Source organism: Stappia sp. MMSF_3263 (assembly GCF_030733745.1).
Classification (GTDB): domain Bacteria; phylum Pseudomonadota; class Alphaproteobacteria; order Rhizobiales; family Stappiaceae; genus Stappia.
Genome location: NZ_JASHIK010000010.1, coordinates 47585 through 69579, shown reverse-complemented (window position 1 = coordinate 69579; position 21995 = coordinate 47585). Strand labels below are relative to the sequence as shown.

Genomic DNA, 21995 nt, shown 5'->3' with positions numbered 1-21995 from the left:
CGACGTCCGCTGTCAAACGGGATCGAAGGGCATCAGCGGCACGGTGTCAGGGGCGATGGCCAGCACCTTGAAGAGATCGCCCATCTGGTCGTGCGCGGCCAGTCGTTCGACCTCGCCGCGGATGCGTTCCTGGTCGTCCTCGCTCTTGTCCGCGCCGAGTTGCCCGGCGCGTTCCAGAAGACCGAGGGCGAGCAGGAATTCTCCCTGGCCAAGCAGACGTCGCGAGCGCAGCGGCGCGAAGCTCGCCGCCCTGGCGAGAGCCTCGAAATTGACATGGGCGGTGAGGTCGCACAGGCCCGGCGCCTCGAGCACTGACACATGCTGATGCCCGCGCAGGGCCTGCAGCGTATCGCCGGCGGCCGTGCGGCCATAGCCGTAGTCGATGGCAAGCAGCGCCCCGCCTTGCGCGGCGAGCCGCGTGGCAAGCTCCTGCATCAACGCATTGGCGAGCGGCTGGGTCTCGAGAATGGCACCTTCTGGCGCATCCAGCAGGCGAGGTGCAAGATCCGCGTCTTCCAGTTCTCCGGCACCGGCGATGAAGCGGAAGCTTTGGCCGTCGTCCGCAAGGCCGACGCAGCGTTCACGCCAGCGTCCTTGAAGGCGGACATATTGCCGGATCGGCAGGGCGTCGAAGAACTCGTTGGCGACGATCAGAAGCGGCGCGTCGCCGGGCAGGGTGGCAACCGTGTCGTGCCACTGCGCGTTTGTCGCTTCGCCGTCGAGCGTCGCCTTCTGGATCTCCCGCAGCCTGGGGCTGGTCTCCACCAGATGCGGGCTGGCTGCGACGCGAAACTCCGCTCGCAGGCGCGCGACGCGCAGGATGTCGGCCATCAGCGTGCCGCGACCGGGACCCAGCTCGACCAGATGGAACTTCTTTGGCGCGCCCGAGGCGGCATGGGCGTGGACCAGCCATGCGCCGATCATTTCGCCGAAGAGCTGGCTGACCTCGGGAGCGGTGATGAAGTCGCCGCCGGCGCCGAAGGGTTCGGCGCGCATGTAGTAGCCGTGCTGCGGGTCGGCCAGGCAAAGCGCCATGTAGTCGAAGACGGAGAGTGGCCCGGCCGTCTCGATCAGCGCGCGGATCCGTGCCGCCAGCGGCGCCTCGTCCTGCCCGCCCTCGCTCACGGGCGGGTCTCTCCCGCCTTCGCGCCGGCTTCCGTGGGGGGGCGGCGCAGGGCACGCACGATCGCGAAGAGGCCGGCGGCGATCATCGGCAGCGACAGGACGATGCCCATTGTCAGCCCGAACTGGAGATAGCCGATATGGGCATCGGGCACGCGGAAGTACTCGACGAACGAGCGAGACAGCCCGTAGCCGAGCGCGAAGGTGCCGGCGACAAGACCCGGACGGCGGAAGCCGCCACGCACAAGCACGATCCGGGTCACGAGGAGCAGCAGCAGGCCTTCCAGCGCGGCTTCGTAGAGCTGGCTCGGGTGGCGCGGTTCCGGCCCGGCACCGGGAAAGACGAAGGCCCAGGGCATGTCGGTGACGCGGCCCCAGAGTTCGCCATTGATGAAATTGGCGAGGCGGCCGAAGAAGAGTCCGATGGGGGCGACCGCGCCGGCAAGGTCGAACATTGTCCAGACGGGGATGCCGCGGCGCCAGGCGAAGACCACCATGGCGATGACGACGCCGAGGAATCCGCCGTGGAAGGACATGCCGCCGGACCAGACCTGCAGGATGTCGAGCGGGTTCTGGAGATAGTAGGCCGGGGCGTAGAACAGCACATAGCCGAGGCGCCCGCCGAGGATCGTGCCGATCGTCGCGTAGACGACGAAATCATCGACATCGACAAGGCCCGGACGCGGCGTGCCGCTCCAAAGGCCGTCGCGGGCGACGAGGCTGCGCATGTAGTACCAACCGATCAGCAGGCCGGCGATATAGGCAAGCGCGTACCATCGGATGGCGAAGGGGCCGAACTCGATCAACACCGGATCGATGGCGGGAAAGGGCAGGACGAGAACAGGCATGGCGCCTCCGGCTGGCCGGCGGCGAAGGTGCCGCGCGCGGGCGGACGTTGCCGCCGTTTGCCCCGTCGCGTCAAGCTTGCGACGATTTCCCCCGCTGCAGGTGTTTCGCTGCGAGGCAAAGCGCATTACCTAAGAGGCAGAACACCTGCGGAGGCCGGCATCGTCGCCGGCACCGTCCGCGCATCGGGGAAAGGACAGGGCATCATGACACAGGGATCGAGCCGGATTCTCGACGATTTCGCCAAGCTGATGACGGACGCGGCGGGCGTTGCCCAGGGCGCCAGGCGCGAGGTCGAGACGGCCTTCCGCGCGCAGGCCGAGCGGTTCCTGGCGGACATGGATCTGGTCAAGCGCGAGGAGCACGACGTCGTCAAGGATATGGCGGCGAAGGCTCTGGATGCGGTCGAGGCGCTGGAAGCGCGCGTCGCCGAGCTGGAAAAGGCATCGGCCAAGCCCCGCGCGGCGAAACCGAAGGCCTCCGGAGACTGATACCGGGCCGGTTCCCTAGGATGGCGTCGGGAAAATCGAAGGCTTTCCCGACGTAATTTCGCCACTGCCGTCCACAGGTTCAAAAGCGTAAAAGAAACGTGAACATATCTTTGAATTAACTTCTCCCTATATACTGGTTCCAAGCGAAGATTCGCGGTGTCTGCCAACGGGCGGCTTCAGGCCGCCATCGCGGCGCCCGGAAACCCGCTGGCGGCAGGCCAAACTCCTGCGGACCGACACGGATGGCCTTGCGTCCGGCCAGGGCGCGATGCCCGCAAGCCGAGAGGAACCTCCCATGAGCCTCATCGACATCGATTTCGAACGGCCCGCCAACCCCGTCGACACGATCGAGCATATCGCCGCGATCAACGACTGGTCCTTCGAAAGGTCTTGCGACGAGGAGATCACGATCTCCGTCACCGGCCACTGGTGCGACTATCACGTCTCCTTCTCCTGGATGGAGGATCTGGAGGCGCTGCATCTGGCCTGTGCCTTCGACCTGAAGGTGCCCGACCCGCGCCGTACCGAAGTTGTGCGGCTGCTGGCGCTGGTCAACGAGCAGCTCTGGATGGGACATTTCGACCTGTGGAATCGCGAGGGGGTGGTGATCTTCCGCCAGTCGCTGCTTCTGGCCGGCGGTGCGGAGGCCACGTCACGGCAGATCGAGGGACTGCTCACCAACGCGCTCGAATCCTGCGAGCGCTACTATCAGGCCTTCCAGTTCGTCGTATGGGCCGGTAAAAGCGCCTCCGAGGCGATCGATACCGCCCTGTTCGAGACTGCGGGGGAAGCATGAGTTTTTCCAAGGAGCGTCCGCTCGTTCTTGTCGGCGCCGGCAAGATGGGCGGCGCGATGCTGGCCGGCTGGCTTGATGCGGGAACCGACCCGGACGCCATCCTGGTGGTGGATCCGAACCCGTCCGACGATCTTCGGGACATGGTGGCGCGCACCGGCATCCGGCACGCCGGCGCCGTCGATGCGGAGCTTCGCGCCGGTGTCCTGCTGCTGGCGCTGAAGCCGCAGATCATGGCGAGCGTGCTGCCGGGGCTCGCATCCTGCGTCGACAGCGAGACGCTGGTGATTTCGGTCGCGGCCGGCACGCCGGTTGCCACCTTCGCCGCAGCCTTCGGGGATGTCGCCATCGTCCGGGTGATGCCGAACACGCCCTCGCAGGTCGGGCGCGGCATGAGCGTTGCCTATGCCAATCCGCGCACCAGCGCCGTGCAGCGTGCCACCGTCGACACGCTGCTTGCCGCGATCGGGGCGTCCGACTGGATCGGCGAGGAGCGGCAGATCGACGCGGTGACCGCGGTCAGCGGCTCCGGTCCCGCCTATGTCTTCTATCTCACCGAGGCGCTGGCCGAGGCCGGCGTTGCCGCCGGTCTTCCCGCAGATCTTGCCATGCGCATCGCCCGCCAGACCGTGTGCGGCGCCGGTGAGCTGATGTATCGCTCGAAACTGCCCGCGGCGGAGCTGCGCCGCAACGTTACGTCGCCCAATGGTACGACGGCCGCGGCGCTCGAGGTGCTGATGGACATCGAAGGCGGCCTGCCGCCGGTGATGACGCGCGCCGTCGCCGCAGCGAAGAAGCGTTCGGAAGAGCTCGCCGGCTGAGCTTTTTCACGTTCGGCGGATGTCTTTGGGACCGCATGAACGGGCAAAGCGTCGCGGGGTGTCGAAATCTGCGCGCTCAATGCCTAAATTGATCTTTCGAGGACGTCGGACGGTATCCCGATCCGGCGGCAACCCGGGAGATGCTGATGGCAACGCAGAAGACGAAACAGAAGATCGTCGCGACGTTTCTTCAACTGGTCGGGGAGCGGGGCTGGAACGGCTTCGAAATGACCGACATCGCCGCCGGTGCCGGGGTCAAGCTGTCTGTGCTGCGATCCGAGTTTTCCGGCAAGACCGCCTGTTTCAGGGCATTTCTGTCCGATCTCGACCAGACGGTTCTCGACGGTATCGACGAGGACATGGCGGACCAGCCGGCCCGCGAGCGGCTCTTCGACATCCTGATGGCGCGGCTCGATGCCCTTGCCCCCCACAAGGAGGCCCTTCGCCGGATCAGGCGTGCGGCCACACGCGATCCACAGCTTGCCCTGAAGATCAACCGCGAGGCGGTGACATCGATGCGCTGGATGCTGATTGCCGCCGGCATACCCGCTTCGGGACCGCGCGCCTCCGTCATGGCGCAAGGCCTTGCGATCGCTTTCGCCCGGGTCGTCGATGTCTGGCTCGAGGACGAGGATCCCGGGCTGGCGCGCACCATGTCGGCGCTCGACCGGCAACTCGACGAGGGTGAAAGCTGGATGGGCCGGCTCGACAGCGTCAGCCGCTTCCTGAAGCCGATTTTGTCGGCCGCCCGCCGGCGGAAGGCTGGAAAGCCGGCGCCGGAAACAGGCTCAGCGGCCGGTGAGGGGCCGGCCGGCGCGGCCTCTCCTGCGGCCTGAGGCAGGCCGTTCCCAAAGGCCGGCTTGGAAAAGATCTTGCTCGACAAATAAGTGTATGCTTATGTGTCGACATGACCGAGAATGATATCTTTCGCGCCCTCGCCGATCCGACCCGCCGTGCCGTCTTCGAGAAGCTGGCGGCGGGTCGCATGAATGCGACGGCCCTGCGCGAGGGCATGGCGATCAGCCAGCCCGCGATCTCCCAGCATCTGTCGGTCCTGCGAACCGCCCGCCTCGTCAAGGAGATGCGGGAGGGACGCTTCGTTTTTTACGAGGTCGACCCGGAGGGGCTGGCGCTGGTGGCGGGATGGATGGCGAAGTATCGCGCCTACTGGCCCGCGCGCGTCGATGCCCTGAAGGACTTACTGAAGGACATGGACCAATGAGCGACAGGGTTCCGGGCGACTGCGATGCCGGTTTCGACCCAGAGATGGGCCTCGACCTCGAGTTCGACCTGGATGCCCCGCCGGAGAAGGTCTGGCGGGCGCTCAGCCTGGCCGAGTTTCGTGCCCGCTGGATGCCAGGTGATCCGCTTGCCGGCGAGGAGGCCGTCTCCGTCGAACCGGGGCGTGAGGCGCGCTACCGGATGCGTGAACCGGACCCGCCCTTTCTTGAGAGCGTCGTGACCTTTCGCATCACCCCGAACGGGGGCGGCGGCACGCGCTTGAGGATCCTGCACGAACTGACGGACGCACGGCTGCGACGGGCGGGGAGACCGCCGACCAGCAACGATCCCTGCCTCATGCTCGCGGCCTGACACCCGCGAGATCCTTCGAAAACCAGGAAACACCGGAGTTCGCCGATGCGCGAAGCGATGCAACTCGTCCCCATGGTCGTCGAGCAGTCGGCAAGGGGAGAGCGGTCTTTCGACATCTACTCGCGGCTGTTGCGCGAGCGGATCATCTTCCTCAACGGCGAGGTCAATGACGACGTTTCCGCCCTTGTCTGCGCCCAGCTTCTGTTCCTTGAGGCGGAGAATCCGACAAAGCCGATCAGCCTCTATATCAACTCTCCCGGCGGCATGGTGACAAGCGGGTTCGCCATGTACGACACCATGCGCTTCATCCGGCCCCCGGTGCACACGCTGTGCATGGGAACGGCTCGGTCCATGGGGTCCTTCCTGCTGATGGCGGGGGAGCCGGGCGAACGGGCGACCCTGCCCAATGCCAGCATCCTCATCCACCAGCCCTCGGGCGGCTTCAAGGGGCAGGCCTCGGACATGCTCATCCATGCCGAGGAGATCAAGCGGACGAAGCACCGCATGACACGGCTCTACGCAGAGCATTGCGGCCGCGACTACGACGCGTTCGAGCAGGCCATGGACCGGGACCGGTTCATGACGGCGGAGGAGGCGCTGGAATGGGGTCTGATCGACCGGATCCTGACGGGCCGTGAAACAGAGGTGCCGGCGACACCCTGACCCGGGACGTTTTCCTGCCGATGCCCGGCCGCGACCATTCGGCCGTGCGTTGCTTTGCACGGATCAGGCGGATGGCCTAATGTCGCCCCGCGACCGGCGGGGGCATCCGGGCAGCCGGCCGGATGCGCGGGTCTCTCACCTTCTTCGTCTTTCAAGGCAGGTTTTCATATGGCACATGACGACAAGGGCGCTGTCGCGCCGACCATTACCTTTGACGACTTCCTGAAAGTCGACATCCGTGTCGGGCGCGTCATCGAGGCCGAGCCGTTTCCCGAGGCGCGCAAGCCGGCGCTGAAGCTGAAGATCGATTTCGGCGAGGAGATCGGCATCAAGAAGACCAGCGCCCAGATCACCCGTCACTACACGCCCGAGACGCTGATCGGCCGCCGGGTGCTTGCCGTGGTGAATTTCCCGCCGCGCCAGATCGGCCCGGTCATGTCCGAGGTCCTGACGCTTGGCGTGCCCGATGCCGATGGCGAGGTGGTGCTGCTTGCCCCCGACCAGGACGTTCCCCTCGGGGGCCGGCTCTACTGAGCAGGTGCCCGCAAGCGGGGGCGGCGGAAGACATAGACGGTTGCCGGCGGCAGGTTCGCCCAGACGCGCCGGGTGCGCGTGAAGCTCAATCCGAGCCCTTTTTCGACACGCTCGCGCAGGGGCGACTTCGGACCATAGGTGAACTGGATGAAGACGCCGTCCGGTCCGAGCCGGGAGAAGGCGGAACCCAGGATCGCGGCCTGTTCGTCGGCGCTCATCGAGAGCAGCGGCAACCCGGACAGCACGGCATCGAAGGGTTCCGTCTCGACGCGTGCCAGATCCTGCGCCGGCAGCCTGTGCAAGGTGGCTTGCGGGAAGCGGATCGCGAGGCCCTCGGCAAACAGCAGGTTGATCTCGAACAGCACAAGGTCGCGTTCGGCGATGCCGCGGTCGATCATGCAGCGGGTGAAAACGCCTGTTCCCGGGCCGAGTTCCGCCACCCGGCGGGCCTGGGCGGGCAGCTGGCGCGCCATCATCTCGCCGAGGCCGGGCGAGGAGGGGGCGAGCGCGGCGACCTGGCGCGGGCGGCGCAGGAACTGCTGGAGAAAGGCTGTCTGTCCGGTCGGCATGCGGGAAACCCTCTGTTGATCGATGCGGGATGGACGCGTTGGTCGTTTGGGGATGGCGCGGGCCGCCTCAACGGCCGCGCATGATCGCGTAGGCAAGCGCGGGCGAGATCCGGTGAAGGACCCGCAAGGCCCGTGTCTTCTCGATCCAGATTTCCTTCTTTCCCGCTTCCAGGCCGTGCAACAGGTCGGCGGCGGCGCGTGCCGGCGGGTATTTTCGGATTGCGGAGGGCCGCGACAGGCCGGTATCGACCAGTGTCATCACAACCTCGCTGACAAGAATCTGACGCCCGGCGGCCTCGCACTGGTCGCGCAGCGCGCGGGTGAAGCTGCGCAGGCCCGCCTTGGTGGCGCAGTAGACGGCGGCGTCGCGCTTCGGCGCGATGGCAAGTCCGGACGTGACGTTGACGATCGCGGCGGTGGGCTGGCGCGACAGCAACGGCAACAAGGCCGTTGCCAGCTGCGCGGGGGCGGCGAGGTTGACGGTGATCTCGCGCGCGATGTCGTCGAGGAAGGCGGGCGGGGCAGCCGCAAGGTCCTGGTGGATCATGATCGCGGCGTTGTTGATGACGAGGCTGCAGTCGGGATGGCGGGTCGCGACCCAGTCGGCGAGCGCGCGAACGCCCTGCGTGGTGCCGAGATCGGCCGCGAAGGCGTCCAGCCGCCCCGGATGGGCCTGGGCCAGTTCGTCCAGTGGCGCGATGTCGCGCGCGGCGACCAGCACGGTGTTCCCTCGGGCGAGCAACTGGCGGGCTGTTTCCAGCCCGATGCCGCGCGAGCCGCCGGTCACCAGGGTCGTGCGGCCGGCAAGGTCGAATGTTTTTCTCATCAAGGCCTTCTTCGCATGAGGCGAAAACTGCTTCGCAGACCCGTCCGATTATGCGAGTAATTGCTCATCTTCACACTCGCATTGGGCAGACCCGATGGACACACGGCTCAAGCCGCGCAAAACCCCGGTGCAGGGCCGCAGCAAGGCGACCTGCGATGCCGTTCTGGAGGCGGCGGCTCGCATTCTGGTGGAGGAGGGGCGGTCCGCCCTGACGACGAATCGCATCGCCGAGCGTGCCGGCGTCTCGGTCGGTTCGCTCTACCAGTATTTCCCCGGCAAGGAGGCGATCGTCGCGGAGCTGATCCGGGAGATGCGGCGGGACATGGTGGTGCTGCTGCGCAGGGCGGTGGACGCCGCGGCAACACAGGCGTTCCGCCCGGCGGTGGGAACGCTGCTGGCGGCCACGCTGGACCACCACACGGCGCGGCCGGAACTGGCGCGGGCGCTGGAACGGGAAGAAGAGGACCTCCCGATCGATATGGAAACGCAGGTGCTGAAGGCGGAGTTGCGCGGCCTGATCGCCGGGTTTCTCCGTGAGCGAGGGGTCGCGGATGCCGAGCGCTGCGCCTTCGACCTGGTTGCCATGTGCCACGGAATGGCATCGGCTGCCGTGCGCGCCGGACAGGACGACACCGAGGGTCTGAAGGCCCGTCTTGAGCGCGCCGTGCTCGGCTATCTTGGCCGCCCGGAGTGAGTTGCTCGGCTCGCATGCCTTGAGCGAAGCGGCGCCCTAGACGGGAATGCGCACCCGGGCGCGCAACCCGCCCAGGCTGTCGCTGGCGCCGAGCACGATATCGCCGCCATGGGCGCGGGTGATGTCGCGGGAGATCGCCAGGCCGAGACCGCTGCCGCCGGTGTCGCGATTGCGCGCCTGATCAAGCTGGTAGAAGGGGCGAAAGACGTTCTCGCGCTCATCCTCGGGAATGCCGGGGCCGTTGTCGTCGATGGTGATCGTCAGCCAGCCGTCGGCGTTGCGGCCCTCGATGCGCACTTCGCTGCCGTGGCGCGCGGCATTGGTGGCCAGGTTGGTCAGCGCCCGTTTGAAGGCGCTCGGCCGCAGGTTGACCATCGGCGGTCCGTCGAGGCGGGACGAGACGGCGCCGCCGAGGATCTCCACCTCCGCCTCCAGGTCCTCGAACAAGAGGCCTATGTCGGTCGGCTGCGCCTGCTCGTCGCCCTCGCCGCGGGCAAAGGCGAGATAATCCTCCAGCATCGTCTTCATCTCGTCGACATCGCGCTGCAGCGCCCGCACCTCCTCGCTGTCCGGGAACAGGGCAAGTTGCAGGCGGAAGCGGGTCAGCACGGTTCTGAGGTCGTGGCTGACGCCGGCGAGCATGGTGGTGCGCTGCTCGATCTGGCGCTCGATGCGCCGGCGCATCTCGATGAAGGCCTGGGCCGCGCGCCGCACTTCGCGTGCGCCGCTCGGCCGGAAATCCTCGATCGGGCGCCCCTTGCCGAAGTTTTCCGCCGCCGTTGCCAGCCGCTCGACCGGCCTCGTCTGGTTGCGCAGGAACAGCAGTGCGATGACGACGAGAATGAGCGAGGTGGAGACCATCCAGACGATGAAGAAATGCGAGTTCGACGCGTAGGTCTGGCTGCGCCGGGCGATCACGCGCAGCACGTTGTCGGGCAGCTTGATGCGGATCTCGACGAAGCTCGAGCGGCCGACGGTGTCGATCCAGAACGGTTTGCCGATCCGTGCCGCGATCTGCTGGGAGAGATAACGGTCGACGATGTCGAAGAAGGGCTTGGGGCGTGGAGGCGGCAGAGGTTCGGGCGGCAGGATGGTGATCGCCAGGCTGAGATCGCGCCGGGCCATCTCCGTCAGTCCGGCGATCTCCTCTTCGCTCCCGGCGCCCTCGACCAGGGTTGCCAGAAGGGCGATATCGCGCACGACCGCGTCGGACAGGCGCTGGGTGACCAGGTTGTAGTGGCGCTCGAGAAAAACAAAGGCCAGCACCGCCTGCATGATCACGAGCGGCGCCACGATGATCAGCAGGGTCCGGGCGAAGAGGCCCTTTGGCGTGCGCCGATAGAGCGCCCCGGCAAAGGTGCGATAGGGGACGGCCGCCATGTCGGCGAACCGCCGCAGGGCGGGTGGCAGCGACCAGTCCGGAAGTTTGTCGCGCAGGCGTCCGATCAATCGCATACGAGCCGGTAGCCGATGCCACGCACGGTCTGCAGATAGAGTGGATTGCCAGGATCTGTTTCGATCTTGCGGCGCAGGCGGTTTATCTGCACGTCGACGGTGCGCTCACCCAGGCCGCTGTCGTCGCCGACGATTTCGGTGCGCGGCACGGTCTCGTTCGGCTTTTCGGTGAACAGGGACAGGATCTCCTTCTCCCGGTCGGTCAGCCGGACGATCTCCTCGCCGCGCTTCAGCTCGCGCCGGGCGGCGTCGAACACGTAGGGGCCGAAGCGGACATCGGCGAGGGGCATGGCCTCCGGCGCGGCGCGGCGGCGCAGGATGGCGCGGATGCGCAGCAGAAGCTCGCGCGGTTCGAACGGCTTCACCAGATAGTCGTCGGCGCCTGCCTCGAGGCCCGCGATTCGGTCGGCCGTATCCGAGCGGGCGGTGAGCATCAGGATCGGCACGTCCGAGCGCCCGTGCAGGTCGGCGGCGAGCGACAGCCCGCTTTCCCCCGGCATCATCACGTCGACGACGAGCAGGTCGAAAGCGAGTCCTTCCAGCCGGCGGCGGGCTTCGGCCGCGGAGGCGGCGACCGTGATGCGGAAGCCGTGCTCGGCGAGGAAACGGCGCAGCAGCGTGCGGATGCGGGTGTCGTCGTCGACGAGCAGCAGATGCGGTGCATCGTCATCCAGCACGGGGCGGCCCTGGGTCCCGGTCAGGGGAGGATCGGAGATCGGGAGTTCGGCGGAATCGATCGTCACGGCCGGCTTCTCGCTCTTTCATGGTGATGCGCCGGGGCGCGGATCGGAACTTCATTCGCCCTCGATCAGGCGCGCGACGTCGCCGCGCTGATCAGGATCGATCATATGATAGAGGAACTGTCGGGCGATATCTTGACCGCCTGCAGGGATGGCGGTGAGGGCCCGGCGGATGCGCTGGGTCTGCAGGTCGGTCAGGCGGGCGGCGAGCGCCTTGCCCTTGGCGGTGGCGAACAGCAGCCGTTCGCGCCGGTCCTGGGGGCCGGGCTCCTGGGAAATGTAGTCTTCCTCGACGAGCTGCTTCAGCACCCGGGCAAGGCTCTGTTTGGTGATGCGCAAAATCGCCAGAAGGTCGGTGACCCTGAGGCCCGGATTGCGGCTGACGAAATGCAGGACCCGGTGATGCGCCCGGCCGAAGCCGAACTCGGCAAGGACGGCATCGGGGTCCGAGGTGAAGTCGCGATAGGCGAAGAACAGCAGCTCGATCAGGTCGATCGGGATCGCCGTCGTGGAGGCGGCAGGCTCCGGGGGGAGCGTGTCCGAGAAATTTACGTCAGTCATATTGACTTATTTCCGACCGATTGTTACACGTATGCTGTCTGTTGCGAAACGATCGTACGTCATCGCCCTTCAAGCATGGTAGATGTTGTCCTTCACCGTTGCAGATCGCGGCTTTTTGCCGATGCTTGCGGTTCACGCATTGCCTGCATCGGCCAGCCGGTGGCCCGCCACCATACAAACAGATGACGGGCCGCGCAAAGCCGCGCGATCGAGTTGCAAGTCAGTCGGTTCGATCCGTTCCTTCCGGGTTTCGGGTCGCATTCAAACGCAAGCGGGATCAAGCCCGTTGCATGTTTCGGGAGTATTTCGACATGGCGCAGGTGCCTTTTGACCAACGCGAAGGCGAGATCTGGTATGACGGCGCCTTCGTGCCGTGGGCCGATGCCAAGCTGCATGTGCTGAGCCACGGCCTGCACTATGCCAGCAGCGTGTTCGAGGGAGAGCGCGCCTATGGCGGCGAGGTGTTCAAGCTCGAGGAGCACACCGACCGCCTGCATGAATCGGCACGCATCCTCGGCTTCGAGATCCCCTACAGCTCCGAGACGATCAACCAGGCGACGCGCGAGCTGCTTGCCCGCGAGAATCTGGTCGACGCCTATGTGCGTCCGGTCGCATGGCGCGGCAGCGAGATGATGGGCGTGTCGGCGCAGATGAACACGATCCACTTGGCGATCGCCGCGTGGGAGTGGCCGAGTTACTTCAATCCGGAAGAGCGGTTGAAGGGCATCCGGCTCGACATGGCGCCCTATCGCCGGCCGGATCCGGCGACGGCGCCGTGCCGCTCCAAGGCCGCAGGCCTCTACATGATCTGCACGATCTCCAAGCACGAGGCGGAGCGCAAGGGCTATGCCGATGCGCTGATGCTCGACTGGCGCGGCCAGGTGGCGGAAGCGACGGGCGCCAATGTCTTCTTCATCAAGGACGGCCAGATCCACACGCCCAAGCCCGATTGCTTCCTGGACGGCATCACCAGGCGCACGGTGATCGACCTGGCGAAGCGGCGCGGCATCGAGGTGATCGAGCGGGCGATCCTGCCGGAGGAACTCGCCGGCTTCGAATCCTGCTTCCTGACCGGCACGGCCGCCGAGGTGACGCCGGTTTCGGAAATCGCCAACTGGTCGTTCCAGGTCGATGCCATCACCAAGGCGCTGATGGAGGACTACCAGCGGGAAGTCCAGCCGAAGGCCGAAGCGCGGGTTGCCGCCGCCGGCTGATCCGGCCTGGCCTTGCAAGGCTAGGGACCACACATCGGACATGGAAAAGGCGGCCCCGGGGCCGCCTTTTTCGTGCCGGCAGTGCGGCAGACGGGCCTACAGGCGGAAGACGCGGCCGCGTTCCGTCCAGGCGACGACCCCGATCGCGAGCAGGCTGAAGCCGGCAAAACCGAGCGCCAGCGGCAGCACCGTGCCGTCGAAATGGCTGGAGACGAGGAAGCCGAGCGCGGCTCCGCCGCTGGTGGTCACGAAACCCAGCATTGCCGAGGCGGTGCCGGCGATGTGGCCGAGCGGCTCCATCGCGATCGCGTTGAAGTTCGGCCCGATGAGGCCGAAGGAGAACACAGCCAGAAGCAGCAGGCCGGTGAAGGGAACGAGGCTGGAGCCGGCGGTGAGCGCGACCACGACCTGGATGATGCTGATGGCGCAATAGGCGACGAGCGCCCAGTGCGAGAGAGGGCGCAGGCCGATCCGCTCCACCAGCGAGGCGCTGAGGAAGGACGAGGCGGCCAGCGCGCTGCCGATCAGGGCGAAGATCAGCGGGAAGGACGCGCCAAGGTCGAAGACGTCGACATAGACCTGCTGGGCGGACGCGATGAAGGCGAACAGCGCGCCGAAGATCAGCGTGGTGGCCAGCATGTAGCCGAGCGTGGTGCGCGTCCTCAGGGTCGCCATATAGGCGCTTGCGACGGCGGAGAGCGAGAACCGCCGCCTTTCCGCTTTCGGCAGGGTCTCGCCCAGGCGCAGCGCACACCAGATCAGCATGGCGAAGCCGCCCAGCGTCAGCATCAGGAAGATCGCCCGCCATGGCGCGACGAAGAGGATCAACTGGCCGATCGAGGGCGCAATCACCGGGACGGTCATGAACACCATCATCACCAGCGACATCACCTTGCCCATGCGGGCGCCGGAATAACAGTCGCGCACCACTGACAGGGCGACGACACGCGGTGCGGCGCAGCCGATGCCCTGCAGCAGGCGGGCCAGCAGCAGGTGATCCATCGTGTCGGCGACGAGGCTGAGGAGGCCGGCGAGCGCATAGAGCGCCAGCCCGCCGAGCAGGACCGGCCGGCGGCCGAAGCGGTCGGACATCGGCCCGTAGACGAGTTGCGCGGCGCCGAAGCCGAGCAGATAGACGATGACGACCTTCTGGCGGTCGTTCGGATCGGCGACGGCGAAGGCCCTGCCGATATCGCCGAGGGCGGGAAGCATGACGTCGATGGCAAGCGCGTTGAGCGCCATGAGCGCGGCGACGATGGCGACGAACTCGGTGAAAGCGAGGCCGTGGCGCGGTGCGCTGACCGCTTCTGCAGCGGGGGAGGAAACAGTCATGGTCGGTCCGATCGGGAGGATACCATCGGCGGTCGGCGGGAAGACCGTTGGGGGAACGGTTGCCGGCACAGGCCGAGACAGGGCGTCGGGAGCTTTTGCTAGACATTCACCGGAATTTGCCGCCGGTCAACCGGCAGGCTTCCGGGCGGGCGTTTGGCCGGCGAGCGGTGGCGCGGATTGTCCTCGCGGAAAGACGGTCAAGACCTTGAAATGACAGCGGCGGGGACGCGCCGCAGTTTTTCGGAAAATTATCGCGTCCAGCGGTCCGCGTCGGCGTTGTCGCTCTCGCGCGCGTCGACCCATTCGCCTGCGCCGCCGCTCTTCAGGTGTTCCTTCTTCCAGAACGGGGCCCGGGTCTTGAGATAGTCCATCAGGAACTCGGCCGCCTCGAAGGCGGCGCGGCGGTGGCGGGAGGCGGCAACGACGAGGACGATGTTGCCCCCCGGGGCAATGCGGCCATGGCGATGGATGGCGAGGATCCCGTCGAGAGGCCATCGTCGGCAGGCCTCCTGCGCGATCCGCCCGATTTCCTCCTCGGCCATGCCCGGATAGTGCTCGAGTTCCAGCGCGGCGAGCCGGCCGGCCTCGTCGCGGCACAGGCCGGTGAAGGTGACGACGGCGCCGATATTGGCCTTTCCGGCGACAAGTTTCTCGATCTCGGCCGCCGGGTCGAAATCTTCCGCCTGGATGCGCACCACGACCGGCGGCAGGGCAGGGTCCCGTTCCTGGTCGGGTTTCGGGGTGGTCTGGGGAGACAGGGGAGCCTGGCCGGTCACCGATGCACCTCAGCCGCCGGTCATCGGGGGAAAGAACGCGGCCTCGCGCGCGCCTGCCAGGGGGGCGTCGTGTTCGACATGCTCGTGGTCCAGCGCGACCCGGATCGTGTCGCGTTCGGCAAAGGCGCTCGCATAGCTTTCGTCGCGCTCGGCCAGCCAGTCGATCAGGCCGGAAACGGTGGTCACCGCCGCGGGCACCTCAAGGGTTTCCGCCTCGCGCCCGACGCGCTCGCGCACCCAGGCAAAGTAGCGTATCTGCATGGTCAGGCTCCGTTCGTTGCGGCGGCGGCCCCGGGGTGTCCGGTCAGTCCTGCATCAGGTGGCCGATGCCGGCACGGAAATAGTCGTAACCGGTATATAGCGTCAGCAGCGCGGCGATCCACAGGGCCATGAGGCCGACGATCTGGGTGCCCGGCAGGACGGCCTCGCCGGCGGGGCCGGCCAGCAGGAAGGCCATGGCGATGAGCTGCAGGGTCGTCTTCCACTTGGCGAGCTGGGTCACCGGCACGCTGACGCGAAGGTCGGCCAGGAACTCACGCAAGCCCGAGACGAGGATCTCGCGGCACAGGATGATGGCCGCCGCGATCATCGACCAGCCGCCGATATCGCCCTTTTCGGACAGCAGCAGCAGGCAGACGGCGACAAGCAGCTTGTCGGCGATCGGGTCGAGCATCTGGCCGAGACGCGACTGTTGTTGCCAGGCGCGCGCCAGATAGCCGTCGAAGAAGTCCGTGATCGCCGCGACGATGAAGATGCCAAGCGCCGTCCATCTTGCGCCATGTCCGGCGAAATCGGGAATCAGGCACAGCATGACCGCGGGAACGGCGAGGATCCGGCCGTAGGTCAGGATGTTGGGAAGGCTCCAGACGTGGGATCGCGACATGTCTCGGTCGTGTCTTGAGCTGGGCGGGACCTGCCGTTCCGGCCGGATCGGCGAGCCACCGCGCCAGGCGGGGGCAAGGGACGTACCCCGCCCTTGAAGCATGTGCACATGTGCGCGTCAATCGGCGGGCCCGGGCGGGAAGCGTCATCGCGTGGTCGGGAACCGGCCCTGCGAATTGATCGGCAAGCGGCTCTGCATCGCCCCGCCACAACGGGTATACCTTTGGGACGCGACATGAAAACGGGATGCGAGATGACAGAGCGGGTGAACGGGTTCGGGCAGGCGATCGGGCCGGACGTGGCGAACTGGAGCGCGCGGCCACGCCCGCCGCGCACGGCGATGAGCGGGCGGACCTGCCGGCTCGAGCCGTATGAGCCGCGTCATGCGGCGGATCTTTTTGCCGCCTATTCAAAAGATCGCGAGGGCCGCAACTGGACCTATCTGGGATACGGACCCTTTGCCGAGGAGACGGCGTTCGCGAAATTTGCCGCCGCGACCTATCCCGGCGCCGACCCGATGTTCCATGTGGTGATCGACGGGCAGAGCGGCCGGGCGCTGGGCGTTGCCAGCTATCTCAGGATCGATCCGGGCAACGGGGCCATCGAGGTCGGTCACATCAATTTCTCGCCCGCGCTGCAGGGAACGGTGATGGCGAGCGAGGCCATGTTCCTGATGATGGGGCGCGTCTTCGACGAGCTCGGCTATCGCCGCTACGAGTGGAAATGCGACGCGCTGAACGCACCCTCGCGGCGCGCGGCCGAAAGGCTCGGCTTCGTTTACGAGGGCACTTTCCGCCAGGCCGTGATCTACAAGGGCCGCAATCGCGACACGGCCTGGTTCTCGATCACAGACGGCGAATGGCCGGCGCTCAAGGCCGCCTTCGAGGCCTGGCTTGATCCGTCGAATTTCGATGAGGCCGGTCGGCAGAAGCGTTCGCTCGCCTCGTTCCGGGGCTGAACCCACGGACGGAGCGACGGGCGTCAGGAGAAGATGCGTTCGCCCTGTTCGTCGATGATCTGGCGGGCCTTGCGGATGGCGAACTCCGCGGCCTGCTCCTCGCTCGGCATCAGGTCGGCGCGGATGAAGTCGTGCGAGCGCGTCTCGCCGTCCTCGCCCGTCTGGGCGATTGACCCGGCGACCTGCCACTGGCCGTCGCGGGCGGTCGGGGCCGGCGTGACGAGGAAGCCCTTGTATTCCACGATCGGATGCCGGGCGCGGGGTGCCGCCTTGCCGCCGCCGCCGAACAATCCGCCGAACAGCCTGCCGAATACCATGTCACGCGCTCCGTATGCTTTTCGCCGCGCCGCGCATCTGAGCGCCGGCCGGGCAAGTCCTCCCGCAAGGCCTTTCTGTCGGCCCCGCGGATCCGGGCCCGAGTGTCGCGCGTGCGGCGGGGCACTTCAAGTGCGGCCGTTCGGGTCGTCGCCCAACTGACGGTGCGACCAGTGTCGGCGGCAGAGCGAGACGTAGCTCTCCTCCCCGCCGATGACGACCTGCTCGCCTTCCTCCACGATCCGCCCGGCGCCGTCGAGCCGGGCGACCATCGTCGCCTTGCGCCCGCACCAGCAGATCGTCTTCACCTCGCGCAAGGTGTCGGCGAGGGCCAGCAGCGCGGCGCTGCCGGGAAAGAGCTTGCCCTGGAAGTCCGTCCGCAGGCCGTAGCACATCACCGGAATGCCGAGCTCGTCGGCGACCGCGGCAAGCTGCCAGACCTGAGCCTCGGTCAGGAATTGTGCCTCGTCGACGAAGACGCAGTCGATCGGACGCTCCGCAAGATGCGCCTCGACATGGGCGCGCAGGTCCGTTCCCGTCTCGAACAGGTCGGCTTCCGACGCCAGTCCGATGCGCGAGGCGATGCGCCCCCGTCCGGCGCGCTCGTCGATCGCCGCCGTCAGCAGCAGCGTCGCCATGCCGCGTTCGCGGTAATTGTAGGACGCCTGCAGCAGGATCGTCGACTTTCCCGCATTCATCGAGGAATAGCTGAAATAGAGTTTCGCCATTGTCCGGGCGCCGGCTCCTGTGGGGGCTGATGTCGCCATCATGACCGCATTCGCCCTCCCGACCGACCCGGCAGCGCGGTTTTGCACAGGTAAAGGGATGCGCGGCGACGCGCGGGGCTATTCGTGGAAGTGGTCGTAGATCGCGCGCGCCACGGATTCGGACACACCCTCGACCGCCATCAGATCATCCATGCCGGCCTTGGAGACTGCCTTGGCCGTGCCGAAATGGCGAAGCAGCGCCCGCTTGCGGTTGGGGCCGATGCCGGCGATCTCGTCGAGCGGGCTCCTGGCGATGTCCTTCTTGCGCCGCGCCCGGTGCGTGCCGATGGCGAAGCGGTGCGCCTCGTCGCGCAGGCGCTGGACGAAATAGAGGACGGGATCGCGCTCCGGCAGCATGAAGGAGGGCTTGCCTGGAATGAAAAACTTCTCCCGCCCCGCGTCGCGGTCGGGTCCCTTGGCGATGCCGATCAGGGGAACGTCGGTAATGCCCAGTTCCTCCAGCGTCTCGCGTGCCGCGTTCAACTGGCCAAGGCCGCCGTCGATGAAGACAAGGTCCGGCCAGGCGGGGATGGAGGCCGCATCCGGTGTTTCGCCATCGGCGTCCTCCGTCCCTGCTTCCGTTTCCACCGGAGGAGCGGCGACGTCGCGGGCGTGTTCCTTCAGAAGGCGGGAGAAGCGCCGGGCCAGCACCTCGCGCATCATGCCGTAGTCGTCGCCGGGAACGAGGTCCTGCGACTTGATGTTGAACTTGCGGTACTGGCCCTTGGCGAACCCTTCCGGTCCGGCAACGATCATGCCGCCGACCGCGTTGGTGCCCATGATGTGGGAATTGTCATAGACCTCGATGCGGCGCGGGGTTGCGGCAAGCCCGAAGACCTCGCCGACCCCTTTCAGCAGCCGGGCCTGGCTGCTCGTCTCCGCAAGCCGCCGGCCAAGCGCCTCGCGGGCGTTCTTGATGGCGTGCTCGACGAGTTCGCGTTTTTCGCCGCGTTGCGGCACCGCGACCTCGACCTTGTGGCCGGCGCGCTCGGACAGGGCGGCGGCAAGCAGTGCACGTTCCTCGATCTCGTGCGACAGCAGCACGAGGCGCGGCGTCGGCTTGTCGTCGTAGAACTGGGCAAGGAAGCTTTCCAGCACCTCCGCCTCACTGAGCGACTTGTCGGCGCGGGGAAACTGGGCGTGGTTGCCCCAGTTCTGGCCGGTGCGGAAGAAGAACACCTGGATACAGGTCTGTCCGCCGTCGTGGTGGATGGCGAAGACGTCGGCCTCCTCCACTGTCTGCGGATTGATGCCCTGGTGCGACTGGACATGCGAGAGCGCGGCCAGCCGGTCGCGGTAAACAGCGGCGCGCTCGAAATCGAGCGTTTCCGACGCCTGCTCCATCTGCCGGGCCAGTTCCTTCTTCACGATCTGGCTGCGGCCCGAGAGGAAGGCCTTCGCCTCGGCGACGAGCCCGTCATAGTCGTCGGGGGCGATCTCGCCGGTGCAGGGGCCGGCGCAGCGCTTGATCTGGTAGAGCAGGCAGGGGCGCGAACGGTTGGCGTAGTAGCTGTCGGAGCAGTTGCGCACCAGGAACGCCTTCTGCAGGGCGTTGATCGTGCGGTTGACCGCGCCGGCGGAGGCGAAGGGGCCGAAATAGCTGCCCTTGCGCCGGCGCGAGCCGCGGTGCTTGACGAGGGCGGGAGCCTCGTGGTCGCCAGTGACGAGAATATAGGGAAACGACTTGTCGTCGCGCAGCAGCACGTTGAAGCGGGGTCGCAGCCGCTTGATCAGGTTCGCCTCGAGAAGCAGCGCCTCCGTCTCGGTGCCCGTCGTGACGAACTCCATGGTGGCGGTCGCCATGATCATCCGAAGGATGCGGTTCGACTGACCCTGCAGGCGGGTATAGCTCGTGACCCGTTTCTTCAGCGAACGCGCCTTGCCCACATAGAGCACGTTGCCTTCGCCATCGAGCATGCGGTAGACGCCGGGCCCCAGCGGCAGGCGGCGAACGAAATGCGCGATCACGTCCGCGCCGCGGGCGTCCGGCCCCAGCGGCGTCGGCGCACTCTGAAAGGCGGGCACCGGCGGCAGTTCCTCCGCGCCGTCCTCGCCTGGAAGGTCGTTTTCAGCCTCGTCCCCGTTCTCGTCCGGCAGGTCCTGCGGGTCGGGAGGGGCGTTCTTGTGTCCGTTCATTCCGCGATGCCTACGACGTCGGGCGTCTCCCATGCAAGATGCTGCCCCCCGTCGAGGGCGATCATCTGGCCGGTGATCGATGGGGTCTCCCACAGGAAACGGATGGTGCGTCCGAATTCGGGCAGGGCCGGCCCGCGCCCAAGCAGCACCGCGCCAGCCTGGCGCGCGAAATCCTCCGCCTGCTGGCGCGTGTTGGCAAGTGTCGGACCCGGGCCGATGCCGTTGACGCGGATGCGCGGTGCAAGCGCCTGCGCCATCGTCTGCGTCGCCGTCCACAGAGCTGCCTTCGACAAGGTGTAGGAAAAGAACTGGGGGGTCAGCTTCCACACCCGCTGGTCGATGATGTTGACGACAAGGGCGGTTGCTTCCGCCGGCAGCGCGGCGGCCATTTCCTGCGTCAGCAGGATCGGCGCGCGGGTATGAATGGCCTGGTGGCGCTCGTAGCGCTCGACCTCGATGTCGCCAATCTCGTCGCGCTCGAAGATCGAGGCGCTGTTGACGAGCAGGCGGACGGGTCCGAGCGCCTCGCATGCCTTCCTCATGACCTGCGCCGGCGCCTGCGGCTGCGTCAGGTCTCCGTTGACGACCGTGGCCCTGCCGCCGGCAGCGATGATCTCGCCGGCAAGGCCTTCGGCCTCCGGCATTGAGCTGTGGGCGTGGATGGCAACCTGGAAGCCGTTGGCGGCAAGGTCCGCGGCGATTGCGCGGCCAATGCGGCGACCGGCGCCGGTGACGAGGGCGACAGGGGCATTTGCCGCGGTTGCGGCACGTTCCGATACGGGCATTGCGACTCGCTGGGTTCTGGAAATCAGACGCTAGCAAAAAAACATACGCAATGCGGGGGACGTCCGATCAGGCGACCTTGCCGAGATGGAACGCCATGAAAATGTAGATCCCGTACAACGCGCAGAGGATGATACCCGAAGGCCAGCGGATGGTCACCCGCATTGCCGAGAACGCAAGCACCAGCAGCGCGCAGGCAAGCATCGCCCAGAGGTCGAATCGCAGCACTTCGGCGGGAACCTCCACGGGAATGACGACGGCCGTGATCCCCATGATGGCGACGAGGTTGAAGACGTTCGAGCCGATGACGTTGCCGAGCGCGACGGCCGCGTGGCCACGGATGGCGGCCATCAGCGACGTCATCAGTTCAGGCAGCGATGTGCCGAGCGCAACAACGGTCAGCCCGATCACCGCGTCGGAAACCCCCCAGTTGCGGGCCAGCGCAGAAGCGCCCTCGATGGTGAAATGGGCGCCGAGCGGCAGGCCGATCATGCCCAGAACGACGAACAGGATGGCAAGCGCCGGGCTTTCGGGAACGCCCTCGACTTCCTCGAACGGCGTGTCGTCGTCACAGCAGCCGGTCTCGACCGCAGCGGCCCCAACATTCTGCGCGCGGTGCTTGCGGGTGGCGCGAACCGAATCCCACAGGAACACGGCCAGGAGCAGCAGCAGGATGCCGCCGTCCAGCCGCGAGATCGGGCTGTGGAACGCCATTCCGATGAAGATGCCGGTGACGGCGACCATGAAGATGGCGTTGCGGGTCGCGCCGTTCTCGCAGCATGCGGTCGCGGCAAACAGCGCCGGCAGGCCGAGCACGGCCAGCACATTGGCGATGTTGGAGCCGACGACATTGCCCACGGCAATGCCCGGGAGGCCGTCCAGTGCCGCGCCGAGGGAGATGACAAGTTCGGGCGCGCTGGTGCCGAAGGCGACGATCGTCAGTCCGATCACCAGGGTGGGTATGCCGAGCTTCTCCGCGATGCCCACGGAACCGCGCACCAGGACATCTCCGGCGACGATGAGAACGACGAGCCCCCCGATCAGGCTGACATATTCGATGAGCATGAAGCTAGGGCACCCGGCGCTGCGGAGACAATGTGAAAAGCGAGGCAAGCTGGACACGG

Annotated in this window: 27 protein-coding genes; 11 read left to right on the top strand and 16 right to left on the bottom strand. The window is 66.8% G+C overall.

The window, feature by feature from the left end; all coding sequences use genetic code 11:
• Positions 1-12: 12 nt before the first annotated feature.
• Positions 13-1125, bottom strand: a complete 1113-nt coding sequence (locus RBB46_RS12610) for a class I SAM-dependent methyltransferase (RefSeq protein WP_306029344.1) — start codon at positions 1123-1125, stop codon at positions 13-15.
• On the bottom strand, positions 1122-1970 hold the full coding sequence (gene lgt / locus RBB46_RS12605) for a prolipoprotein diacylglyceryl transferase (protein WP_306029343.1): 849 nt from the start codon (positions 1968-1970) through the stop codon (positions 1122-1124). Before lgt ends, RBB46_RS12610 begins: the two co-directional genes overlap by 4 nt.
• 204 nt (positions 1971-2174) lie before the next feature.
• Here lgt and RBB46_RS12600 point away from each other — a divergent pair, with 204 nt between their 5' ends.
• The 8 genes from RBB46_RS12600 (at position 2175) to RBB46_RS12565 (ending at position 6863) form a co-directional block, all read left to right on the top strand.
• On the top strand, positions 2175-2459 hold the full coding sequence (locus RBB46_RS12600) for an accessory factor UbiK family protein (protein WP_306029342.1): 285 nt from the start codon (positions 2175-2177) through the stop codon (positions 2457-2459).
• 295 nt (positions 2460-2754) lie between these two features.
• The gene (locus RBB46_RS12595) at positions 2755-3255 is read left to right on the top strand and encodes a YbjN domain-containing protein (RefSeq protein ID WP_306029341.1); all 501 of its coding nucleotides are present in this window, start codon (positions 2755-2757) and stop codon (positions 3253-3255) included.
• Positions 3252-4073, top strand: a complete 822-nt coding sequence (gene proC, locus RBB46_RS12590; protein ID WP_306029340.1) for a pyrroline-5-carboxylate reductase — start codon at positions 3252-3254, stop codon at positions 4071-4073. The genes RBB46_RS12595 and proC overlap by 4 nt, the downstream gene beginning before the upstream one ends.
• A gap of 146 nt (positions 4074-4219) precedes the next feature.
• The gene (locus tag RBB46_RS12585) at positions 4220-4909 is read left to right on the top strand and encodes a TetR/AcrR family transcriptional regulator (RefSeq protein ID WP_306029339.1); all 690 of its coding nucleotides are present in this window, start codon (positions 4220-4222) and stop codon (positions 4907-4909) included.
• Between the two features lie 71 nt (positions 4910-4980).
• Positions 4981-5295, top strand: coding sequence for a metalloregulator ArsR/SmtB family transcription factor (locus tag RBB46_RS12580; RefSeq protein WP_306029338.1), 315 nt, complete (start codon positions 4981-4983; stop codon positions 5293-5295).
• A complete protein-coding gene (locus RBB46_RS12575; RefSeq protein WP_306029337.1) occupies positions 5292-5666 on the top strand; it encodes an SRPBCC domain-containing protein in 375 nt (124 codons plus the stop codon). Before RBB46_RS12580 ends, RBB46_RS12575 begins: the two co-directional genes overlap by 4 nt.
• 45 nt (positions 5667-5711) lie before the next feature.
• Positions 5712-6329: an ATP-dependent Clp protease proteolytic subunit gene (locus RBB46_RS12570; protein ID WP_306029336.1), complete on the top strand. Its 618-nt coding sequence runs from the start codon at positions 5712-5714 to the stop codon at positions 6327-6329.
• A gap of 168 nt (positions 6330-6497) precedes the next feature.
• Entirely contained in the window at positions 6498-6863 is a 366-nt protein-coding gene (locus RBB46_RS12565) for a tRNA-binding protein (protein WP_306029335.1), read from the top strand.
• On the opposite strand, the gene RBB46_RS12560 is transcribed toward RBB46_RS12565, so the two are convergent.
• Together RBB46_RS12560 and RBB46_RS12555 are read right to left on the bottom strand one after the other, a co-directional pair.
• A complete protein-coding gene (locus tag RBB46_RS12560; protein WP_306029334.1) occupies positions 6857-7432 on the bottom strand; it encodes a class I SAM-dependent methyltransferase in 576 nt (191 codons plus the stop codon). The two genes, RBB46_RS12565 and RBB46_RS12560, sit on opposite strands and share 7 nt — an antisense overlap.
• Positions 7433-7499: 67 nt before the next feature.
• Entirely contained in the window at positions 7500-8258 is a 759-nt protein-coding gene (locus RBB46_RS12555; RefSeq protein WP_306029333.1) for an SDR family oxidoreductase, read from the bottom strand.
• A 94-nt stretch (positions 8259-8352) separates the two neighbouring features.
• On the opposite strand from RBB46_RS12555, the gene RBB46_RS12550 reads away from it, so the two are divergent.
• Positions 8353-8952, top strand: a complete 600-nt coding sequence (locus RBB46_RS12550) for a TetR/AcrR family transcriptional regulator (RefSeq protein WP_306029332.1) — start codon at positions 8353-8355, stop codon at positions 8950-8952.
• Positions 8953-8988: 36 nt separating this feature from the next.
• On the opposite strand, the gene RBB46_RS12545 is transcribed toward RBB46_RS12550, so the two are convergent.
• From RBB46_RS12545 to RBB46_RS12535, 3 genes are read right to left on the bottom strand one after another with little or no spacing between them, the layout of a single operon-like run.
• A complete protein-coding gene (locus tag RBB46_RS12545) occupies positions 8989-10407 on the bottom strand; it encodes an ATP-binding protein (RefSeq protein ID WP_336623161.1) in 1419 nt (472 codons plus the stop codon).
• Positions 10398-11144 (bottom strand): response regulator, encoded by a 747-nt coding sequence (locus tag RBB46_RS12540; protein ID WP_306029446.1) that lies wholly within the window; start codon positions 11142-11144, stop codon positions 10398-10400. The genes RBB46_RS12545 and RBB46_RS12540 overlap by 10 nt, the downstream gene beginning before the upstream one ends.
• A 57-nt stretch (positions 11145-11201) precedes the next feature.
• The gene (locus tag RBB46_RS12535; RefSeq protein ID WP_306029331.1) at positions 11202-11708 is read right to left on the bottom strand and encodes a MarR family winged helix-turn-helix transcriptional regulator; all 507 of its coding nucleotides are present in this window, start codon (positions 11706-11708) and stop codon (positions 11202-11204) included.
• Between the two features lie 311 nt (positions 11709-12019).
• Here RBB46_RS12535 and RBB46_RS12530 point away from each other — a divergent pair, with 311 nt between their 5' ends.
• A complete protein-coding gene (locus RBB46_RS12530; protein ID WP_306029330.1) occupies positions 12020-12922 on the top strand; it encodes a branched-chain amino acid aminotransferase in 903 nt (300 codons plus the stop codon).
• 96 nt (positions 12923-13018) lie between these two features.
• Here the strand turns inward: RBB46_RS12530 and RBB46_RS12525 are convergent, their stop codons facing one another.
• The 4 genes from RBB46_RS12525 to pgsA form a co-directional block, all read right to left on the bottom strand.
• Positions 13019-14254 (bottom strand): multidrug effflux MFS transporter, encoded by a 1236-nt coding sequence (locus tag RBB46_RS12525; RefSeq protein ID WP_306029329.1) that lies wholly within the window; start codon positions 14252-14254, stop codon positions 13019-13021.
• Positions 14255-14502: 248 nt separating this feature from the next.
• Complete coding sequence (locus RBB46_RS12520) at positions 14503-14964, bottom strand: molybdenum cofactor biosynthesis protein MoaE (protein ID WP_306029445.1); 462 nt, start codon at positions 14962-14964, stop codon at positions 14503-14505.
• Between the two features lie 75 nt (positions 14965-15039).
• Positions 15040-15291 carry a molybdopterin converting factor subunit 1 gene (moaD, locus tag RBB46_RS12515; RefSeq protein WP_306029328.1) on the bottom strand — a complete coding sequence of 84 codons (252 nt, stop codon included), beginning with the start codon at positions 15289-15291 and terminating at the stop codon, positions 15040-15042.
• Positions 15292-15334: 43 nt separating this feature from the next.
• Positions 15335-15913 carry a CDP-diacylglycerol--glycerol-3-phosphate 3-phosphatidyltransferase gene (pgsA, locus tag RBB46_RS12510; RefSeq protein WP_306029327.1) on the bottom strand — a complete coding sequence of 193 codons (579 nt, stop codon included), beginning with the start codon at positions 15911-15913 and terminating at the stop codon, positions 15335-15337.
• Positions 15914-16147: 234 nt separating this feature from the next.
• On the opposite strand from pgsA, the gene RBB46_RS12505 reads away from it, so the two are divergent.
• Positions 16148-16870, top strand: coding sequence for a GNAT family protein (locus RBB46_RS12505; RefSeq protein ID WP_336623160.1), 723 nt, complete (start codon positions 16148-16150; stop codon positions 16868-16870).
• Positions 16871-16893: 23 nt separating this feature from the next.
• Here RBB46_RS12505 and RBB46_RS12500 read toward each other — a convergent pair whose 3' ends face one another.
• The 5 genes from RBB46_RS12500 to RBB46_RS12480 form a co-directional block, all read right to left on the bottom strand.
• A complete protein-coding gene (locus tag RBB46_RS12500) occupies positions 16894-17187 on the bottom strand; it encodes an HlyU family transcriptional regulator (RefSeq protein ID WP_306029326.1) in 294 nt (97 codons plus the stop codon).
• Positions 17188-17313: 126 nt separating this feature from the next.
• Complete coding sequence (locus RBB46_RS12495; protein ID WP_306029325.1) at positions 17314-17913, bottom strand: thymidine kinase; 600 nt, start codon at positions 17911-17913, stop codon at positions 17314-17316.
• Positions 17914-18030: 117 nt separating this feature from the next.
• Positions 18031-20088 carry an excinuclease ABC subunit UvrC gene (gene uvrC, locus RBB46_RS12490; RefSeq protein WP_306029324.1) on the bottom strand — a complete coding sequence of 686 codons (2058 nt, stop codon included), beginning with the start codon at positions 20086-20088 and terminating at the stop codon, positions 18031-18033.
• Positions 20085-20873 (bottom strand): SDR family oxidoreductase, encoded by a 789-nt coding sequence (locus RBB46_RS12485; RefSeq protein WP_306029323.1) that lies wholly within the window; start codon positions 20871-20873, stop codon positions 20085-20087. Before RBB46_RS12485 ends, uvrC begins: the two co-directional genes overlap by 4 nt.
• Positions 20874-20940: 67 nt before the next feature.
• Positions 20941-21936: a calcium/sodium antiporter gene (locus RBB46_RS12480; protein WP_306029322.1), complete on the bottom strand. Its 996-nt coding sequence runs from the start codon at positions 21934-21936 to the stop codon at positions 20941-20943.
• Positions 21937-21995: the final 59 nt, after the last annotated feature.

Bases quoted from the DNA above. Each gene is read 5' to 3' on its own strand.
- RBB46_RS12560 (WP_306029334.1), bottom strand. From the start codon at position 7,432: ATGCCGACCGGACAGACAGCCTTTCTCCAGCAGTTCCTGCGCCGCCCG.
- RBB46_RS12505 (WP_336623160.1), top strand. From the start codon at position 16,148: ATGAAAACGGGATGCGAGATGACAGAGCGGGTGAACGGGTTCGGGCAG.
- RBB46_RS12485 (WP_306029323.1), bottom strand. From the start codon at position 20,873: ATGCCCGTATCGGAACGTGCCGCAACCGCGGCAAATGCCCCTGTCGCC.
- RBB46_RS12580 (WP_306029338.1), top strand. From the start codon at position 4,981: ATGACCGAGAATGATATCTTTCGCGCCCTCGCCGATCCGACCCGCCGT.
- RBB46_RS12495 (WP_306029325.1), bottom strand. From the start codon at position 17,913: ATGGCGAAACTCTATTTCAGCTATTCCTCGATGAATGCGGGAAAGTCG.
- RBB46_RS12600 (WP_306029342.1), top strand. From the start codon at position 2,175: ATGACACAGGGATCGAGCCGGATTCTCGACGATTTCGCCAAGCTGATG.
- uvrC (WP_306029324.1), bottom strand. From the start codon at position 20,088: ATGAACGGACACAAGAACGCCCCTCCCGACCCGCAGGACCTGCCGGAC.
- RBB46_RS12530 (WP_306029330.1), top strand. From the start codon at position 12,020: ATGGCGCAGGTGCCTTTTGACCAACGCGAAGGCGAGATCTGGTATGAC.
- RBB46_RS12575 (WP_306029337.1), top strand. From the start codon at position 5,292: ATGAGCGACAGGGTTCCGGGCGACTGCGATGCCGGTTTCGACCCAGAG.
- RBB46_RS12525 (WP_306029329.1), bottom strand. From the start codon at position 14,254: ATGACTGTTTCCTCCCCCGCTGCAGAAGCGGTCAGCGCACCGCGCCAC.
- RBB46_RS12545 (WP_336623161.1), bottom strand. From the start codon at position 10,407: ATGCGATTGATCGGACGCCTGCGCGACAAACTTCCGGACTGGTCGCTG.
- pgsA (WP_306029327.1), bottom strand. From the start codon at position 15,913: ATGTCGCGATCCCACGTCTGGAGCCTTCCCAACATCCTGACCTACGGC.
- RBB46_RS12585 (WP_306029339.1), top strand. From the start codon at position 4,220: ATGGCAACGCAGAAGACGAAACAGAAGATCGTCGCGACGTTTCTTCAA.
- RBB46_RS12550 (WP_306029332.1), top strand. From the start codon at position 8,353: ATGGACACACGGCTCAAGCCGCGCAAAACCCCGGTGCAGGGCCGCAGC.
- RBB46_RS12555 (WP_306029333.1), bottom strand. From the start codon at position 8,258: ATGAGAAAAACATTCGACCTTGCCGGCCGCACGACCCTGGTGACCGGC.
- RBB46_RS12480 (WP_306029322.1), bottom strand. From the start codon at position 21,936: ATGCTCATCGAATATGTCAGCCTGATCGGGGGGCTCGTCGTTCTCATC.
- RBB46_RS12500 (WP_306029326.1), bottom strand. From the start codon at position 17,187: ATGGTATTCGGCAGGCTGTTCGGCGGATTGTTCGGCGGCGGCGGCAAG.
- moaD (WP_306029328.1), bottom strand. From the start codon at position 15,291: ATGCAGATACGCTACTTTGCCTGGGTGCGCGAGCGCGTCGGGCGCGAG.
- RBB46_RS12570 (WP_306029336.1), top strand. From the start codon at position 5,712: ATGCGCGAAGCGATGCAACTCGTCCCCATGGTCGTCGAGCAGTCGGCA.
- RBB46_RS12595 (WP_306029341.1), top strand. From the start codon at position 2,755: ATGAGCCTCATCGACATCGATTTCGAACGGCCCGCCAACCCCGTCGAC.
- proC (WP_306029340.1), top strand. From the start codon at position 3,252: ATGAGTTTTTCCAAGGAGCGTCCGCTCGTTCTTGTCGGCGCCGGCAAG.
- RBB46_RS12535 (WP_306029331.1), bottom strand. From the start codon at position 11,708: ATGACTGACGTAAATTTCTCGGACACGCTCCCCCCGGAGCCTGCCGCC.
- RBB46_RS12565 (WP_306029335.1), top strand. From the start codon at position 6,498: ATGGCACATGACGACAAGGGCGCTGTCGCGCCGACCATTACCTTTGAC.
- lgt (WP_306029343.1), bottom strand. From the start codon at position 1,970: ATGCCTGTTCTCGTCCTGCCCTTTCCCGCCATCGATCCGGTGTTGATC.